13 protein-coding genes and 2 pseudogenes are annotated in these 17,545 nt (G+C 61.9%); all 15 read right to left on the reverse strand.

Features of this window, described 5'->3' with window-relative positions; translation table 11 throughout:
- Positions 1–64 precede the first annotated feature (64 nt).
- Positions 65–283, reverse strand: coding sequence for a hypothetical protein (locus FSV73_RS24230; protein ID WP_027597843.1), 219 nt, complete (start codon positions 281–283; stop codon positions 65–67).
- A 9-nt stretch (positions 284–292) separates the two neighbouring features.
- On the reverse strand, positions 293–1,741 hold the full coding sequence (gene pilV / locus FSV73_RS24235; RefSeq protein WP_145012766.1) for a shufflon system plasmid conjugative transfer pilus tip adhesin PilV: 1,449 nt from the start codon (positions 1,739–1,741) through the stop codon (positions 293–295).
- A pseudogene (locus tag FSV73_RS24240) lies at positions 1,738–2,662 on the reverse strand (ATPase, T2SS/T4P/T4SS family). Before FSV73_RS24240 ends, pilV begins: the two are co-directional and overlap by 4 nt.
- 6 nt (positions 2,663–2,668) lie before the next feature.
- The gene (locus tag FSV73_RS24245; protein WP_186309337.1) at positions 2,669–3,136 is read right to left on the reverse strand and encodes a type 4 pilus major pilin; all 468 of its coding nucleotides are present in this window, start codon (positions 3,134–3,136) and stop codon (positions 2,669–2,671) included.
- 154 nt (positions 3,137–3,290) lie between these two features.
- Positions 3,291–4,379 carry a type II secretion system F family protein gene (locus FSV73_RS24250; protein ID WP_145012772.1) on the reverse strand — a complete coding sequence of 363 codons (1,089 nt, stop codon included), beginning with the start codon at positions 4,377–4,379 and terminating at the stop codon, positions 3,291–3,293.
- On the reverse strand, positions 4,372–5,985 hold the full coding sequence (locus FSV73_RS24255; RefSeq protein WP_186309332.1) for a GspE/PulE family protein: 1,614 nt from the start codon (positions 5,983–5,985) through the stop codon (positions 4,372–4,374). Before FSV73_RS24255 ends, FSV73_RS24250 begins: the two co-directional genes overlap by 8 nt.
- Before the next feature lie 10 nt (positions 5,986–5,995).
- Complete coding sequence (gene pilP, locus FSV73_RS24260; protein ID WP_260856158.1) at positions 5,996–6,646, reverse strand: type IV pilus biogenesis protein PilP; 651 nt, start codon at positions 6,644–6,646, stop codon at positions 5,996–5,998.
- Positions 6,636–7,970, reverse strand: coding sequence for a type 4b pilus protein PilO2 (gene pilO2 / locus FSV73_RS24265; RefSeq protein ID WP_145012775.1), 1,335 nt, complete (start codon positions 7,968–7,970; stop codon positions 6,636–6,638). The genes pilP and pilO2 overlap by 11 nt, the downstream gene beginning before the upstream one ends.
- Positions 7,971–7,974: 4 nt before the next feature.
- The gene (locus tag FSV73_RS24270; RefSeq protein WP_145012779.1) at positions 7,975–9,711 is read right to left on the reverse strand and encodes a PilN family type IVB pilus formation outer membrane protein; all 1,737 of its coding nucleotides are present in this window, start codon (positions 9,709–9,711) and stop codon (positions 7,975–7,977) included.
- Positions 9,708–10,910, reverse strand: coding sequence for a TcpQ domain-containing protein (locus tag FSV73_RS24275; RefSeq protein WP_145012782.1), 1,203 nt, complete (start codon positions 10,908–10,910; stop codon positions 9,708–9,710). The genes FSV73_RS24270 and FSV73_RS24275 overlap by 4 nt, the downstream gene beginning before the upstream one ends.
- Positions 10,911–11,355: 445 nt before the next feature.
- A complete protein-coding gene (locus FSV73_RS24280) occupies positions 11,356–13,323 on the reverse strand; it encodes a DEAD/DEAH box helicase (protein ID WP_260856159.1) in 1,968 nt (655 codons plus the stop codon).
- A gap of 178 nt (positions 13,324–13,501) precedes the next feature.
- Positions 13,502–13,975, reverse strand: a complete 474-nt coding sequence (locus tag FSV73_RS24285) for a hypothetical protein (protein ID WP_145012785.1) — start codon at positions 13,973–13,975, stop codon at positions 13,502–13,504.
- 886 nt (positions 13,976–14,861) lie between these two features.
- Complete coding sequence (locus tag FSV73_RS26315) at positions 14,862–15,746, reverse strand: methyl-accepting chemotaxis protein (protein WP_437179314.1); 885 nt, start codon at positions 15,744–15,746, stop codon at positions 14,862–14,864.
- A pseudogene (locus FSV73_RS26320) lies at positions 15,720–16,502 on the reverse strand (MCP four helix bundle domain-containing protein); the annotation flags it as partial. The gene FSV73_RS26315 and the pseudogene FSV73_RS26320, both read right to left, overlap by 27 nt.
- A gap of 577 nt (positions 16,503–17,079) precedes the next feature.
- Positions 17,080–17,544 (reverse strand): single-stranded DNA-binding protein, encoded by a 465-nt coding sequence (locus tag FSV73_RS24295; RefSeq protein WP_145012791.1) that lies wholly within the window; start codon positions 17,542–17,544, stop codon positions 17,080–17,082.
- Between the last annotated feature and the right edge of the window lies 1 nt (position 17,545).

Here is a 17,545-nt window from a genome sequence, read left to right on the forward strand (position 1 = left end):
GTGTTGGTCGCGCTTCCAGAATTCCGGGAATGCCCCGGATGAACAACCTACTGAGAGATCACACCTAGCCCACCTTCCGGCTTAAGCGCTTTTGCTCCTGCACCAGGGTCTCGAGCTGCTCCGGATCGATCATCTCCTCGAGCAGAGCGTCGACCTGGTGTAGCAGCTCGCGGGCCTGATGAGTCCCCGGCTCGTCGAGGGCCATGGTTTCCAGCGTCTGCTGCTGGACGCGTGCGGCGCTGGCCAGCAGGCGCAGCGCTAGCAGGGTCGGAATGTCGTACATACGGCTGCCTCAGAATTCACAGCAGAAGATAGTGGCATAGTCGTTTTCGCCGATGGCGATGTTGGGCGTGGTCGCCCACCGCTGCCTACTGCCGCCCGTGTCCCAGCCCACCTTGGTACCGACGGGGCAGGCGTAGGTCGTCACGTCGTTGGTGGAGTAACCGGGAATGGTATAGGCGTGGCAGGTAGGCGTCTTGCCGGCCTGGCGCTTCCACAGTCCGCTCTGGCAGGACAGCAAGGCACCACCACCGTCGCGGCTGACCAAGCCATTGGTGGCGCACCCCGCGTTTTCCGTTGCCGAGCCGATCAGCTGGATGTACTCACCGACATAGGTCCTGCCATCGGAGAAGAGGCTGTTCCCGCGCATTTGGCCGGACGTATACACGTTCTTGCCGGCGTAGGCCCGTACCCAGTCGCTGTCGGTCATGTGCCAGCCGCCGCCCCATTTCTCGCTGTACCAGCCAGTGTCTCCGCGAGTCCTGAACCAACCCTCGGTGTACGTCTCCCCAGACATGCTGGCGGTAACGCCCTGGACGTTGCCCCGGGCGTACATCGAGCCGGTGGTGGTATCGCCAGAGACCGCAACGTTGCCGCCGACCGTGGCGGTGCCGTTCATGGTGGCATTGCCCTGCAGGTAGAGAGAGCCTGCCCGGACATCGCCGCCCGCATTGACGGTGCCGTTCAGGGTGGCATTGCCGTTGAGGTAGATCGATCCGGCATGCACGTCGCCGCCGGCATTGACCGTGCCATTGAGATTCACGTTGCCGGTGGCATTGATGGTCGCGGCATTGTTGATGTCATTGCCGCCCATGTTGAGGGCGGTGTTCATCCGGTTCAGCTCGGGCTTGCCGGCCACGGCATTGCGGTAGAGATAGTCGTTGGCCAGGGTGCCGTCCTGCAGGAAGAGCGCGCTGGCGGTGTGACCCGCACCAGGGCTGACCCCGTAATTGCTCAGGGTCAACGACCAGCCGCCGCGCACGCCCTGGATGATGCCAGTATTGGCCACCGGCACGAAGCCGCCCGGAGCGCCGAGGTTCTCGGCGATCTCGCGGGTGCCCATCTCATCGATGGCCTGGCCACCGGTGGTGAGCACGATGGATTCGAGCTGGTTGGTCGCCACCCGCCGTGCCAGCACCACAAAGGTCTGGCCGAAGGCATTGGCGTCCGTGAACCCCGCGGGAAGGTAGTTGGTGTTGCGCAGCATCGCCGGGGTGATCTGCGCCGGCGTCGTGGTGCCGGCCGCGGCGTAGACGGTGGCGAAGTTGTCCTTGAGGTACTTGGCAGCGGCGTCGGCAACCTGCTTTTGCTGGTCGGCTGCGATCTGATAATTCTGCGAGTCCATCTGATTGGCCACCAGGACCGCGGTACCGGTCATTACGGCAGCGAAGACGATCAGGCCAAAGAGCATGTCCAGGGCGATGAAGCCCCGCTGTGAGGCATAGCCGCGTGAGGTATTCATCCCCAGAGGTCTCGTTTGAGTTGGTTGTCGATGTCCTGGTCGAGCTGCGCGATGTGCCCTGCTCGAATCTTCTCGCGGATGCTGGGCCCGTCTTCGCCGGTGACCAGAAGGCTGCGCACCTTGAGGATGCGGCGGTCATTGCGGGTTTCCAGCGTCTGAGCCACCACCGCTACCAGCCCCTGAGCCAGGATCTCGCGAGCGTTCTTGATCTCATTGCTGGCCAGAGCCAGCACCCGCTCAAGCGCCTGGGTGGGGTTGCCGGCATGGAAGGTGGTGGCGACGAAGACGCCATTGATGGCGGCGCGTACCGCTTGAACAGCGGTTGGGATGTCACGAATCTCGCCGATGAGAATCATGTCGGCGCCGGTGCGCAAGGCGCGCAGCAGGGCCTCCTCGTAGCCACCCGTGCGGCGGGACACCGCAGCGCCCCTCGCCATGCAGACCGTTGAGGTTCGTCTCGGCCGGATCTTCGATGGCCAGCGCTGTACCGCCGCAGGCCTGTAGGCGTGCGGCGATCAGCGAGGCGGCGCTGCTGGTCTTGCCGGTACCCATCTCGCCGCAGAAGATGACTAGGCCGCGCACCTGGTCACTGAGCATGGCGTTGGCCAGCGCCTCCGGAAAGCCCAGCATGTGGAAGGGCCGAATCTGGGCATTGGATTTGCGGATGATGAAGACGTCTTCCGAAAAGGCATCCTTGATCTGCGTCACCCGCAGCACGATACCGTCCTGGACCAGCGAGAATTCCGGATCGCCGAACTCAATCGACTTGGCTTGGCACTGCTCGCGCAGCGCCTGCAGCTCAGTGCCCCAGGCAGCCGGCGCGGATTCCCGCCGGCTACCGGAACCGTCGAGGCCCTTCACGTCCGAGAAGTCCGGGCCCAGGAAGAGGTCGACGAAATTGGCTTGCGTGATCAGGCTCATGCGGACTCAGTAGACCGTCCAGGTCACGACGTTGCTGTCCTTGCTGCAGCCGCTGGTAGCGGTGCCGGGATCCACTTCGCCGGTGACCGCGGTTCCGCCGTTGATGGCGGTAGTGACCTTGGTGCCGCGGCTGATCTTGGTGGCCAGGGTGACGCAGGCATCCTGAGGCAGCGCGTTTTCGGTGATGGTGAAGGTCATACCGCTCGACACCACGGTGACCGAGCCACCCCAGGCGTTGTACAGGTTGCTGCCATTGACGCTCATGTTGGGCAGGCCCTTGCTGGCCACCAGCTGCGAGACGAGGCTGGTGCCGGACGTCCCGTAGCCGCTACTGGCCTTGAGCTTGCGGGTATTGGCGATGAGAGTGCCGATGTTGGACTGCTCGTTGGTCACGTCCTGGGAGCCCATGAGGCTGCCGCCGTTGTAGATGATGTAGCCCAGGGCGACGACGGCGATGATCAGGACAAACATCATTTCCAGGCTGAAGACGCCGCGCTGGCGGTGTCGTGGCGGCAGACGAAAGGGCGTGGTTTCTGCAGCGTGGTGCGACGTATCAACGTCGAGGGTCACCGGGGAGAGAGTGGGGCTGATGCAGGGTTTGCTCATGACGGTTCCTTGGGTAGTGGATCTAGTGGTGAAGGCTGGCAACGTTGCTCTGCAGGCTGAAGGCGCCGCTGACCACCAGGAGCATCAAGAGCCCCATGGCGATGGTCGAGAAGGTGAGGAACGCCTTGGTGTAGCGCTCCACCTGCTTGAGCGTCTGCTCGATCCAGCGGTTGCTGAAGCGGTGGATGGCTTCGGAGAAGCCCTTGCGGGTCGCCAGCACGCAGAGGAACTGGACGGCGGTCTTATCGGGAAACTCGTGCCCAGCTAAGCGCAGGGCCTCACCGAAGTTCTTGCCCTGATTGACGCCGTAGACGGCCGCGATCAACCGCTCGCGCAGCCAGGGGTTAGCGCCGCGCTGTAGCGACTGCAAGGCCTCGATCTGGTTAATGTTGGCCTTGAGCATCACCGAGATGTTGAGCAGGAAGGTGGAGCCGTGGAGGGCTTTGTAGATCGACCAAGGCGGCAGGCGATCGAGCCTGACGCGCAGTGGTCCGGTCAGGTAGGGCAGCGACCCCATGGCCAGCACGATGACGCTCAGCACCACGATTAGGGTCAGCAGGCCCCAGTTGTTGACGTAGCTGGAGACCTGGTAGAGCAGGTAGGGGATGCCGGTCCAGCCTTCGGGGTTGGAGACCCGGGTCATGGCCGGGACCATGCGCGAGGCGATGACGTGCAGCAGATAGGCCATCATGGCCCAGAGCATGATGGGGTAGACGGTCACGGACAGGATCAGAGACAAGATCCGACCGCGGGCCTCGATCATCTGCACGCAGTCCAAGAAAGCCTGTACCAAGGCGCCCGAACGTTCGCCGGCGGCGATGATTGCGGTCTCCTGGTAGGGCATCCAACGCTGACAGGCATCGCCCAGCGACTTGCCGTTTCGCACAGATTGACTGATGCCAGCGGTGGCCAGTGCGGTCGGGTCCCGCCGTTTTTTGCCGCCATCGCTGAAGATTGCGCGTAACTCTTCCAGGGCATCGTCGATGCCGACGCCGTTCTCGAGGAGCGCGCAGAGGCTCTCGTAGAACTGGATGCGCTCCTTGCTACCGAACTGCTTGGCGTACCAGGCATCGGCAAAGGTCGTCCAACTGTCCAGAAGCCGACTAAGCATTGGGCTGCTCCAGGATGAAAAGCTCAAGGTCCAGCGGCCCGATGATGGTCTCGGCCATCCGGGGGTCGATGAGTCCAGCAGCGACCTTGCCAATGGTGTGCTGGATCTTGGTGATCCCGCCCATGTCCCTGACCCAGTAGGTTTTCGCCGCGCTGGCTCCTTGTTCGCGGAAGATCTGCATGAAGCGATGGTTGGGGATCAGCACCTCGGCGACGACCGTTCGCGAGGAGACACCCATGTTTCGGCAATGCGCGCACCCCGGACCCTGCAGCCTGACCTTCGTGATATCCATGACCCGTTCCAACCGCTCGACGAGGGCCGGGTTCAGCTGCTCGCGTTGGCTGGATAGGGGCTGGGCGCAATGCGTGCATAGCACTGGCAGTAGTGACTGGTTGATGAGGCCCGACATGAGCGCGGGGTCTGTCACCAGGCTCGGGTCGGCGCCCATGTCGATGAGCCGCTGCAGGCTCGCTACCGCGTTGTTGGTGTGCAGGGTCGAGAAGACCAGGTGACCGGTCATGCCGCCGCGAAACGCCGCCTGGGCCGTGGCTAGGTCACGCACCTCGCCGTACATGAGGATGTCCGGATCCAGACGCATGGTGTTGGTGATGGCGCCGTCCCACGTCTCGGCATGCCCGAGCGGCGACTGGTTGGCCATGATGGGATATTCGGGCGGATCCTCGACCGAAAGGATGTGGCGGGTGCCCTCGGTCTCGCTGTGCAGCTGATTCAGCGTGACCTGCAGGGTCTTCGACTTGCCAGAGCCGGTGGGCCCGGTGATGAGGATGACGCCGTACGGCAATCTGCGCAGCCGATCGAGCAGGGCGATCTGTTCGGCGAGAAACCCCAGTTCACTCAGGGATTGCTTGGATTTCTCGTCATAGAGCAGCCGCAGAACCATGAGCGGTCCTTCAACCAATGGCCGTGACGCCACCCGCGCGCCGAAGAGGCCGAGCTGAGCCACGAACGCATGCTTGACCCGGGCGTCCTGGCTGATCTCCGGCTGATAATGCTCTTCGGCCACGTCGCACATGGAGTTGTACAGCGCCGAGCAGAGTTCGCGGCCCATACGGCTCTGGATCTGGCCGTATTCGGTCAGCAGTCCATGGATGCGAAAGAGGATGTGTGTGATCTCGCGGCCGACCACGAAGTGCACGTCCGACGCGCCACGGCTGTGAGCTTCGCCAAGCAGACGGATGACTTCCTGCTGGCGAGAGGTACTGTCGAGACCACTGGTGCTGGTGCTGCGGGTCGTATCGACCTGATACAGCGCCTGGATCTCGCTCAGGGTGCTGGGCACCACGCGGTAGTCCAGATCCGCACGATCCAGCTCACCCATGAAGGCCATGACGAAGGGGTCGCGCAGATGCTGACCTGACACCAACAACTGAGCATGATCGGTAGGGCGTATGCCTTCCACCAGAGCCAGGAGCTGACGCAGTTCCGGCTTCACCGAGCCCCACTGGGCGCCTTCGGCAGTGAGGACGCGACGTGGCTGGAGCGGAAGTAGCTCGTTTACCAGCTCCCCCGCCAACCGTTGGCTAATAGCCTTGACGTCACCTTCCGGCTCATCCGAAGTGGACTCAATGTGATTGCTCGAACTCATCAAGATGACCTCAGGGTTGGTTTGCGGTAGGGGCAGAGCCCGGAAGGGCAATGGGGGTTGGAGCGGGTACCGGCACCGGTGCTACCGGATTCATCGGCGTGACGGTCACGGGCAGTACCGGGGCTTGGCTGGTAGCTACCGAAGCCACCGGAAAGCTCGGGGCGCGATTGGAGAACCCCAGCGGATAACGTTTGCTGCCGCGGCTCAGCACGACGCTGTCCAGGCTCAAGCTGGCCACGCGATAGCCGCCGGGCAGGTCGGTGGATGCGAGAGAGGCATCGATCTCGAACCCACCGGTGTAGAGCAGCGTCGCGCGAAGGGCTTTGCCGGACCCGTAGATCAGCTTGACCACGGGCAACTGGTCTACCGTGCCAGCATGCTCAACGCTGCCGCCCACCGCGCTGCTGGACATCGCGACAGGCTGTGGAAGGTAATTGGGCTGGGGCGGCACCTTGGCTTGAGTGCCGCCATCGTTAAGCTCTCGCAGCGCCTTGGCGCGTTCGCCCTGGGCCTTGTAGAGGATGGTTTCGCTCTGCACCCGGGAGAGCTCGCCAACGGTGATGCCATCTGGATCACCTGATTTGGAGGTATCGGCCCAGGCCGGGACGGCCAGCGTCAGCATCAGGGCGCCGATCATGGCGAAGGAAAGGTCATTTGACATAGAGGTCACCGGTCACCGACCAGGCCAGCTGATCGCTCTGCAGAAGGGTCTTGATCTCGCGCAGTCGCAGGCCTTGGTGGGGCACGTCCTTGAGGACGATGTCCGGCGGCAGCGCGGTGTTGAATGTCAGCTCGAAGTGCTTGAAGTCCGGCGGCGGCGGAGCGGGGGGCGCCGGCTGGCCAGGCATGGCCTGAGGTGTCGGAATGACCACCGGGACTTCTTTGATGGTCGGTGCCAGGCCTTGGCCATGCAGCCAGGAGGTCAGATCGGCCAGCGCCGGCGTGGCCTGCAGCAGCTCATCGTCGCCCGCTAAGGGTGGCTCGAAGGTGAGCTTGAGGGCGGCGCCATTGCCTTCATCGAAGAAGGCCGGCTCATCAGCGAAGTGACCACGCGTGGCCGCGACAAAGGCCGACGCCGTGCTGTTGCCGTCGCGCTTGTAATTGGTCGACAAGAGCACCCCGTCGCACTGGGCCGAGGTGAAGAGCCAACCGGCAATGGATAGTGGGAGCCGGTCGATAGCGCCGTTGCAGGTCAGGAGAAAGTCCGGCACACCCGGCCGCTTCGCCCAAGAATGCTCCAGGGCCTGAATGGTCTGTTGCTCCTTGGAGCGTTCGTTGATCGCTTGTAGCTCGGCCTGGCGCGCGGCCTCGGCCGCGACGGCGGCAAGTCGCTTCTGCTCGCGCTTGTGCGCCTCCCACTGGCTATAGCCGATGACGCCGGCCGCCACGACAAGTCCAATGACTCCCACGCGGATCCACTCGCCCTTGCTCATCCCGAAGGCAAGGGGCTTGAGGGCGTAGTCCCGTTTCAGGTTGCCCGGCTGTAGCAACTCGTCGATGTCGAGCGGCTTGCCACCTAAGCTGAACTCTGTTGGCAGATAGGTCTCATCGAAGGTCAGGGCGCGGCTTTCGAGCTGGGCGACCTTGCGCTGGATTTCGGTCTGCGAGCCCACCAGGTCGTAGCCCGGGATGACGGCGCCGTCGATCACTGCGACCAGTGCATAGCGAGGCTCATCGCCAGGCACCTGCCAAGCGGCCAGCCAGGATTGGCCCAACTGTCCGGCCAGCGCCGCAGCCAGCGAGTACATACCCTTCATGGCGCCGGCGCTGCGAGCGACGAAACCGGCCTGGATGACATTGGGCGTGCGGCGGATGGCGACGATGTCCATCTTGTGCAGGCGGCCGTACTCCCGGGCTTCCTTCATGTACCCGGTCAGACTGCCTAGCGGATGCCATTGCAGGCCCGACACGAAGCTCTTGCCGTGGTAGGTCAGGATCTGGGCGGTTTGCGCCGGCGCGACCGGTGGGGTAGTGGCGAGGGCCATGTCGTCAACCCGTCACGATCGGCGTGATCAGCACCACCAGGACGCTGTGCCCGGAGGTCCGGGTACGGCTACCGCCGAGGCCAAAGAAGCTGGGATCACCGACCCCGGTCTTCGTCGCGTTCTCGTTGAGCTCTTCGAAACCGGACAAGATCAGGGTTTGGCCACTGCGTAGCTTGACCTTGGGCGACAGCGACTTGGCGTCATAGTCGGGTAGCTGAACGCTGGAGCCGTTGCTCGTGAAGGTCTGGAAGGACGGCTTGCTGCTCATGTTGATCGATACCATGAGCAGCATCTCGTCGTGATCGAGCACGCGCGGCAGCAGCGTCATGTTGAAACCGCTGGTGATGGTGCCGGGAGTCAGCGAAGTGCTCGATCCCACCGAGGCGGTGGTGGTCGTCGAGCTGGATGCGAGGTAACCCTGGACGTTGCCGATCTGCAGCGGTGCCGGCTGCAGGTTCAGGGTGGTGACCGAGGGCGACCTGACGTTGGAAACGCGTCCTTGTTCGGCTAGCGCCTGGACGATGGCGTTGGAGCCCGCCCAGGCGGAGTTGGCGGTGTCGACGATGCCGACGGAAGCCGAGGTGGCGCTGGTGCTGATGCCGGAGACGGTATTGGAAAGCGACAGGCCCCACTTGGTATTCAGGGACTTGTAGACCGCCGCCCAGTTGAGGCCGAGCTGGTCCGTGTCGGTCAGCGTGACCTCGAAGACCTTGACGTTGAACAGCACCTGCTGGGTGATAGCGCGGTTGGTGGTGTTGAGGTAGGCCTCGATCCGCGAGATCACCTCAGGGCGGTCCGTGACGGTCAGGGTCCCGGTGGAGGGGGCCAGATACATACGTCCGGCCGGGGCGACGCTGAGCATCGCCTTCACGTTGTTCTGGATGTCCTGCAGGATCGAGGACTCCAGGGTGACCGTGGTGCTCTGGTTGCTACCCGAGTCGCCCGAGACGCCGGAACTGGTGCTCGATCCGCCCGAGTTACTGCCGCTGGTGCCGGCGGCGGTGGCCATCCCGGATTTCACGGTGCTGGCGATGACCTGCTTGTCGCCAAAGGACCAGACATCGAAGACCCGCGTCTCGAAATAGCTGATCCGCACGGCGCGCTCGACGGGCGAATAGCGCCACCCCAGACCTAGGCGCGCCGTCACCTCATCGAGCAGGCCGGAGGCCTTGCCGCTGTATTTGAGGCCGCTGACCTGGCTCCCGCTGCCCAGGCTGGTGAAGTCGGACGCGCGATACCCGGAACCAGTAGAGCTTGCCGCGGCGCCCATCGTCGCCGGGTTGGTGATGACGCCTGCAGGCAGCAGGCCTGCCAGGCTATCCGGGCTGGGGTTGCCGATCGGCGCCGGTGCGGTGCTGGTGGGTTGTGCGCTGGGCGCGGCGGCATTGGGGTTCAGTGCATCGGGCGAGACCAGCACGGCGATACCGCACTGGCTGGTGATGTACTGGGCAATCTCGGTAATGCCGACGCTGCCGGACGGGCGATAGCTGAGTTCGCAATCCAGGGCCGAGGGCATGCCACGTTTGGCCACCACCGGTTGCGTGGAGACCCAGGGCTTGTCGCTGAATACGACGGTCTCGCGCTTGGGCTGTTGCTGCTGATTACGCAGCCGGGCCGCGTATTGGCTAGCCATGGCGGCGTCGTTCTCAGCGCGCTGGGCCGATTCGTCCACCCGCTGCACCGAGCAGCTGGCGAGCAGGAGCGCCGCAGCCAGGGCGCTCAGGCGAAGGGGACGGGTCATGACTTCTTCCTCTCGGAAACATGAACGATGCGCTGGCTGGAGTTGCCATCGACGATGAAGGAGCGGCGAGCGCCGTCGTAGAGCGGGAAAACCTGGGCAACGGCTTCGGCGAAGGTGCCGCGGAAGTGCAGGGCGGCCTCGATGGGGTAGTCCAGGTCATCGGGCTCCCAGACCACCTGCCAGCCTGCGCGCTTGGCCCATGCCTCGACGGACTGCCGCAGGGTGCTTCCGATGGGCGCATCCCAGGTTTGCGTCATAGCCGAAGCCGGTTCGGTTAGGCGAACCGAAGGCAGGGAATAGGCGCTCGCGGCAGCGGCTGCCGCTGTAGTTGACGGCTTGGCGCTGGGGACGGCGTCGGAAGAAGCTGACTTGGCAGGAGCCGAAGCCGCTACAGCAGCAGGTTTGGCAGAGGTGCCCTTCGCCAGGGAAGCATTTGGAGATTGCCCGACATGCAATGACTTCCCAGGCGCGTTGACCGGCGCGGATGTCAGCGCCGCGCCGGCGGGCAGGGGTGTGACTGCCGGTGTGGCGGCTACGTTCGCGGTTGGCTTGGCCGGATCGGGGTGCGATTCCAGCGGCTTGGCAGCAGGTACAGGGACAATGGTCACCCCCGAATTGTTGGCAGTAGATACAGGCTTGGCGGCAGCCGTGATCGGGGTAGCCACGGGCGCAGCGGCGTAGCGCTGGCCCTCCGGCAGCTGATAGCCCGGGCGGAGCACGAAGCACACCGACCGCATGACTTCGTCGACCTTCACCTGCCAGGCGGGGCCGGCCAGCACCTGCAGGGTATTGCGCAGACTCATGGGCCCGAGCTTGTACTGTGCAGCCGGAAGCGGCCGGGTGAAGAGGATGTTGACGTGCCCTTGCTCAGGGCCACACAGGCTGTAACCGGAGCGGTTGACCACGTACTGCATGGCGTCGCGAACCGTCGGCTTCATGTTGGCCGGGATATTCACGTCGATGATCTGGGCCATCAGGTCCCGCTGCTCGGTCTCGGGCGCGGTGTTGACCAGGGTGTAGCGGCCGTACCGGACCTGAGGCTCTGACACAGCACCCTTCGGATAGAGATCGGGCTGTAGCAGCTCCGGATTGCGCGAGCTGTCGGGGCCGGGTGCGCTGGGCGTAGGCTCCTGCTGGGCACAGCCTGCCAGTGCAATGGCGAAGGCGAGCGGCGAGAGGGTGTTGAGCTTCCAGATCATGTGCGGTGAGGCCCCATTTCGTAGTGGGGCTCACGGTGCCAGTCACCTACCTGGAAAGCAGGAGATAACCGTATCTGGAGCGAAAGAGGTTAGCCGCAGGCAAAAAAAATCCCCCGCTCCAAGCGGGGGATAACTCAGTTCGAAGCCACCAGAATTGCAAATCTGGAGGGGGTGGTCTGGCGCACCCACAACGAATGACCTACCGATGTGAGGGTAGTTCAGCTACGAGGCAGCTGTTCACGGACCAACTGCAGCAGCATCCCAATATACCTGGCATCACGCAGTCGTCGAGCATCAATCTGCAGGGTGACGGTCACAACCGAGTGCTTCTGCATGACGCTCAACGCAGCGCCTCCATCGAGGCAGATTGCACTCATTAGGCAATTGCACTCAGGAAACTCATGCTGTAGTCGTGAAAGAAACCACTCGACGTTGCGTGCGTCATTCAAGGGCATAGCTCTCTGGCGAGTCGCTCCTGGGCTTGGTTGATCGCATCAGGCTCGATCAGGTCCTGGGCGATCCGCCGCTTATCTTGCAGCATCTGCCACAGCTGCAAGTCGATGCTGTTCTCAACTAAGAGGATTTTCATCACCACCATCCGGCGCTGGCCGTTGCGATAGGCCCGATCCTCGGCCTGGTCCTGCAGGCCGGGCGTCCAGGGTAGGCCCAGGAAGAACACGTAGTTGGCAGCGGTCAGGTTGTTGCCGGTGCCCGCGGCGGACGTCGTGCCGATGAAGACGCGGCAGTCGGGCTCCTCCTGGAAACGATCGATTGCCTTCTGCCGCTTCGTGAGGCTGTCAGTGCCCACCAGGGTCACGCATCCAAGTCCTGCAGCCTCGCACAGCTGCTGCAGCGTGGTGACCGTCTCCTTGTACTCGCAAAAGAGGATCACCTTGTCCTCGGGATCCAGCTCGCCGAGCAGCTCCATCACCACCGGCACCTTCACGCGCTCCAGGAGCTGGCGAAGCCGACCCAACCGCGCGAATACCGGCTGATCGGCATTACGGATGCCGTTGTATTCGGTCTGCTGCGCCTGATCGAGCACCACCGGCACGGTCTGCCGCTGCTTGCCCTTGAGGTCGGGCAGCACGTCCTTGCGCCGGCGTAGCATCCAGTCGCCGATCTCGGCACGCAGCCCCTGGCGAAATTCGGAGCTGCCGGCGAAGCGCTCGCAGAAGTCCTTGAGCGGCAGCTGCCCGATGGGATGGCCCGACAGGCGCAGCAGGGTATGGAGCTCCGACTCCCGGTTGAGTACCGGCGTCCCGGTCAGCAGGTAGCGATTGGGCACCTTGGCGGCGATGTCGAAGCCGTTTCGCGTCCAGGCGGCCGTGGGCTCCTTCAACCGGTGCGCCTCATCGATGATCATCACCGCGAACTGATCGGCGATCGCCACGAAGTCGCCCAGGCGCTCGTAATTGACGATCACCCACTGGGCATCCGCCTGATAGCGCTGCCGGGCGATACGCGCGTCTGGGTAGACCGCCTGGATTTCCCGCTCCCAATTGATGACCAGGCTGGCCAGCACCACCACCAGGATCTGGTGGCCTGCGGATTGGATACCGGCGGCGATCACCGCCTGGCGACTCTTGCCCAACCCCATGTCATCGGCCAGCAGCGCGCTGGTGCGCTGCAGCAGGTGGCGGATTCCGGCAGGCTGGTGGGACATCAGCGAATACGGCTTGAGCTCGGCTTCAATTGCCTGCAGCGTCCAGCTGGTCTTGGCGATGTCGGGCACCGCGGCCAGGTAGACGTCTGCCGCACTGTCCTCGTCGGCTGAGGAGGCGCTTCGCTCCTGGGGCGGTCCTCCAATCGACATCGCGGTGACGTCACGGGCGGCGCTGACCGAGCCATCCGACAGCAGCTCCTGGAGCACGTCGAGCATCTCGAACTGCTCCTCGAGCAGCCCTAGCTCTAGGATGAGGTTGCTGCGCAGCAGCTCGGCCGAAGCTGGCACCCGCCAGGCGCGACTGGTGGAGAGGAAGAGGCCGTGCATGCGTTTGGCCACGGCGACGCAGCCTGGGTGATAGTCACCGGAGAGCACTACGCCGCCACCGGACAGCGGCGCGATCCGCAGACGCATCCCCCAGATGAAGAGGTCCCGCCGAGCATCGGCCTGGGCGTCAGAGATCTTGCGGCTAAAGGCCGACCAATCCAGGACGATCCGACCATCGGCCAGTTCGCCCAGCTGGTGAAAGAGCACCTCCAGGTCCTCCAGCAGCCGCCGCTGGGGCAGCCGCCAATACCCGGACAACGGATGCTCGCCGCGGCGAATGAAGGAGCCGCCCCGGCTCGTCAGCAGGCGATTGGCCCCTTCGAGGTAGGGCATCTTCAGGCCGAAGTCGTACCCATCGAATACGGCGCGCTGCAGCAGCTGGAGCGGGCCTGAGGCGTTGCGTAGTGATGGCCTAGCCACCGTTCACACCCCGAGCGAACATCGCGTAGACCTGCGGGAAACTGAAGGAAGGTCTAGGGTCGCGATGGACAGGTATTCGGGTAAAGACGAAACCCTATCCAGGCCCGCATAGGTTGAGGCAGATCTTTTCGCGGTCTCAAACGCCGCAGCGTTGTAATTCAGCCGATCATTAGCGCTATCAAACGCTGGTGTTCACTGAGGTACCACTGGTGCTCGAACCAGATTCGCTGAGGGCTTGGCTGTAGGCAGCATAGGCACTGGCCAGCGCGGCGCTCGCGGAGGCTACCCGCGCCTGCGCGGCCTGCTGCTCGGTCTGTTTGGCTTGTTGTTCCTGCTCGCTGTCACTACCGCTACCTTGGCTGGACTTGCTCAATGCCTGCTGGGCTTCCTGCAACTCCTTAGACGCTTGTTCTATTGCCTGCTTAAGTTTTTCCAACGTGCTGTCGGACGAAGAGCTGCCGCTTGAGCTTCCGCCCGGGGGGCCCCCTGCGGGTGTGGCACTGCCGCCAGCCCCTTGAGTTGTCGACGTATCGCTAGCTGCCGAGGTGTCCGCAGTCGTGGCGCTGGTGTTACTTGTGTCGCTGGCAGTCGAGTTGGTCGTAGTAATGGCGTTGCTGAAAGTGACGCCGCTTAATGATGAGATGCTGGACATGGAAGTTTTTCCGCTATGGAAGTACAGGAGGTAGCGGCTTCCATTACGAAAAGTTGAGTAGCATTTGGTATCATTATGGATACTATCCGTTTCCATTTGAGGCGTATCTGGCGTGAGTAACGACCGTTATGCGCGCCTGCGTTAGGTCAGTATGCGATGCACTACGGCTTATGCCGGTTTGCTTTTGCAGTAGATCCATACGCTTTAGATTGGTGGAAAAAGAGATGGACGCCTCTAGCAGCTTCACGTCGAGGCGCGACCTTACAGAAAGGATGCTAAATCGCGGGCAAAAAAGACCCAGCAGCGCCGGGCCAAAGCTGGGTTTAGCCTGAGGAGGAGATAATCGTAAGGTACTGCCGCCGGACCAGTCGCAGCGAACACCATGCCGCCCTCGGTCAGGGGCGCGATCTGCGGGCACATGCCCCAAGCGAAGAGATCTCCGGGTATCGGCAATCTCGATAATAAAGCCAGACCAGTCCTACGCGGATAGGGAACCGACCAGCTCGCACAATTAGTTGGTGGCACAGCATGTCCAGGTCCTTCAGCATCCGTCGTTGAGTCAGCCGCCACCAGCCGACCAGCAGATGCTTTCTCGGCGAATGTAGGAGCGCACGAGACCTGTCGGCGGAGGTTCATACCCTCGGGTAGGGCACCTTCAGACTGAAGTTGTGGCCGCGTTCTGCAGCAGTTCAGGCGTACCCGAGGTGATGGGCAATCTGTGCTGACTCATACTTGAGCAGCGCAGAGTTCTCTTTACAACGGAGCTAAGCCATAACGGGTCCGGTACATCGCTATTCTCTTCTCTGAAGAAGAGCGTGACTCTGCGTGTTCGGCCAGGGTACCGCCGCTCTTTACCATAACCTTACTACGAAAGATTTCCAGGTGCTCATGCGAGCTTGAATCGCCTAACCAACACCTCGAGTTCACCCGCCATAGCGGATAGCTCGTCGCTAGCTGTTACTGTTCTACAATTGCCGTCACTGCTCTTGATTGAGAGGTCGCGAATACTCAGCAAGTTACGGTCAACCTCTCGCGCTACATAGGCTTGCTCTTCAGAAGCCGTTGCAATTTGAAGGTTACGCTCTTCAATGAGTCTTACGGCTTCGAGAATGTCGTTCAGCGCCTGCCCTGCAGCTTGAGCAATAGCGTACGTCTCGTGAGCCTGGGTCGTACTGGCTTTCATCGCGTGAACGGCATGGGCAGATCCCTGCTGAATGCCCGAGATCATGTTTTCGATCTCGCGAGTGGAGGACTGAGTACGATGTGCCAATGCACGGACCTCATCGGCAACCACTGCAAACCCGCGACCTTGCTCACCTGCGCGGGCTGCCTCGATAGCCGCATTCAGGGCGAGCAGGTTGGTTTGCTCGGCAATTGCACCAATGACCCCAAGAACCTTGGCGATGTCCTGAGCTTGTCCGGCTAGGCTCTCGACTTGAGAGGATGTGGTCTGGACTTGGTCAGTGAGACGCTGCATCGCGTGCAGCGTCTCACTGACCCTTTCATTTCCTGATACGGCGGCGGTACTCGACTCTTTAGCAGACTGAGATGTAGAGGTTGCATTGCGCGCTACCTCTTCGACTGCCGCACTCATTTGCGTTACGGCCGTGGCGGCTTGATCAATTTCCGCGTTTTGGCTGGATAAGGTCTGACTAGCCTCATCGGTTACATTTTTCATCGCGTGCGCAGCTCCACTAAGCCGAGCGGATGAGTCCGAGATACTGTTCAGAGTATCCTTGAGATTGTCTTGCATTTGACCTAGAGCGCGCATAAGACCAGCTGCTTCATCGACACCTGTGCGATTGATATTGCTGGTGAGAGCCCCCTGGGCGATGGCGTTGGCCACAACGAGTGAGGCGCCAATTGGGTGAGCAACGCTACGAGTCAAACGCCAAGCGAGTAAGAGCGTACTGACGACTGCCAGTAGCACGATGAGGACCATAATGCGAACGCTATGTTGATAGATTTTCAGCGCATTTTGACCCGCCTGCTTGGCCCCCGCGGCGTTCATCTCTCGTAGGTTAGTCAGCTGCTCCTGATACGTTTCGGCCAGTTTCTTTTGCTCACCATTCGCCAGCAAGACGGCTTGTGCACGATCAGATTTGATCACGGCGACAATCCGATCCAGCCCATCCAGGTAAGCCTTCATTTGCTGTGCAGCCTGCTCAAATCCTGTACGTTCAGTGTCGTCAGAAATTAAATGGTCACGATAGAACGTGGTACGTGCGTTCATGACCTCGCGGTTGTGTTGAATCTGGCTGATGGCGACATTTGCGGCAGTCGCGTCATCGGTCGCTAGGAGACGAATGCTTTCGAGGCGTGTGTGCAGCAGTGCGATTTGGATGTCATCAGCCGTTTGGACGCTCGCTAGCCAGTCGGTTTCCATCGTCTGTTCAGTCAAACGCAAAGCCTTCAACTGCATGAAGGCGAAAGCACCTAAAAGTATTACAAAAAAAGTGACTGCTCCAAAGCAGATGGCGATGCGGGGGGCTATACGTAGCAGACGTAGGTTCATTCCGAGCTCCATGAGGTCTGCGACGGTGACCTCCAAGCCAATTCATCTGCAATTTTTTGTAATTCTTTAGCGCAGTGTCATCTCGACGCCGCTGAATCACAGAACGTCCTACCTCGGTTAGCAGATTGAAGAGATCGAACGCTGTTTTGGCCGGACCCAAGAGGTCGCATCGAGACCCAGATGGATGACCCGCCAAATCTAGTTTGTGTCCCGGAGTGCGACCGGTATGCAGCGGCGAGCCTACGTTAGGGGTGTTGTAACGCTTTCAGTGGCGTCACGCTGAGGCGCGACGCGTAAAGGGATGCCAAATCGCGGACAAAAAAAGACCCGGCAGTGCCGGGCCCAAACCGTGATTAGCCTGATGAGGAGATAACCAAAAAGTCCGACCGCAGGACCCTCAGGTCTCGACCGATCTCGCGACCGGCTGAACTGATAGTATCAATTCTCATTCGCAAGTCAACGCTGTTTGCGAAGTATTCTCACCGATCAGGTTTTTTGCGCTGCGGTGACCATGGGTGCTGCAGGATCACGCTGAGTGAGTGCAGCTATCCGAAAGCTTCCCGCAGGGGCGCGAAATTTTCCAGGAGTCCTAATAGGGGATGTTGTCGTCGAAGTCGTCCCCGGTGGGGACCGGAGCGCGAGCTGGTGCCGAGCCGTTCGAGACCGGTCGCGCCTGACTCTGCCCCGTGCCCTGTCCCAGGGTGATGGATTCGATCCGCTGCGGCAGGAACGCGATCCGGTTGGCCTGGACCTTCATCGCCGCTTGCTCCTCGCCGTTGCCGTCCTTCCAGGTATCCAGGACCGCACGCCCTTCGATCAGCACCCGCATACCTTTCTGGTACAGCCGGCTGTAGCTCTCTGCATCACGATGCCAGAGCTCGACATTGGCCCAGAAACCGCCGCGATCCTCGTAGGAGCCATCCTGCAAGCGGATGCTGTTATCGAAATAGACGTTCAGTCGGAGCAGGTGCCGCGGATCCTGGTTGTCTTTCTGAAAGCGCTTGTACTCGGGTGCGGAGCCGATGTTGCCTTCCCATACTACTGCTGTGCCCATG

This window comes from Pseudomonas oryzihabitans (assembly GCF_007665395.1).
In the GTDB taxonomy this organism is placed as follows: Bacteria; Pseudomonadota; Gammaproteobacteria; order Pseudomonadales; family Pseudomonadaceae; genus Chryseomonas; species Chryseomonas psychrotolerans_C.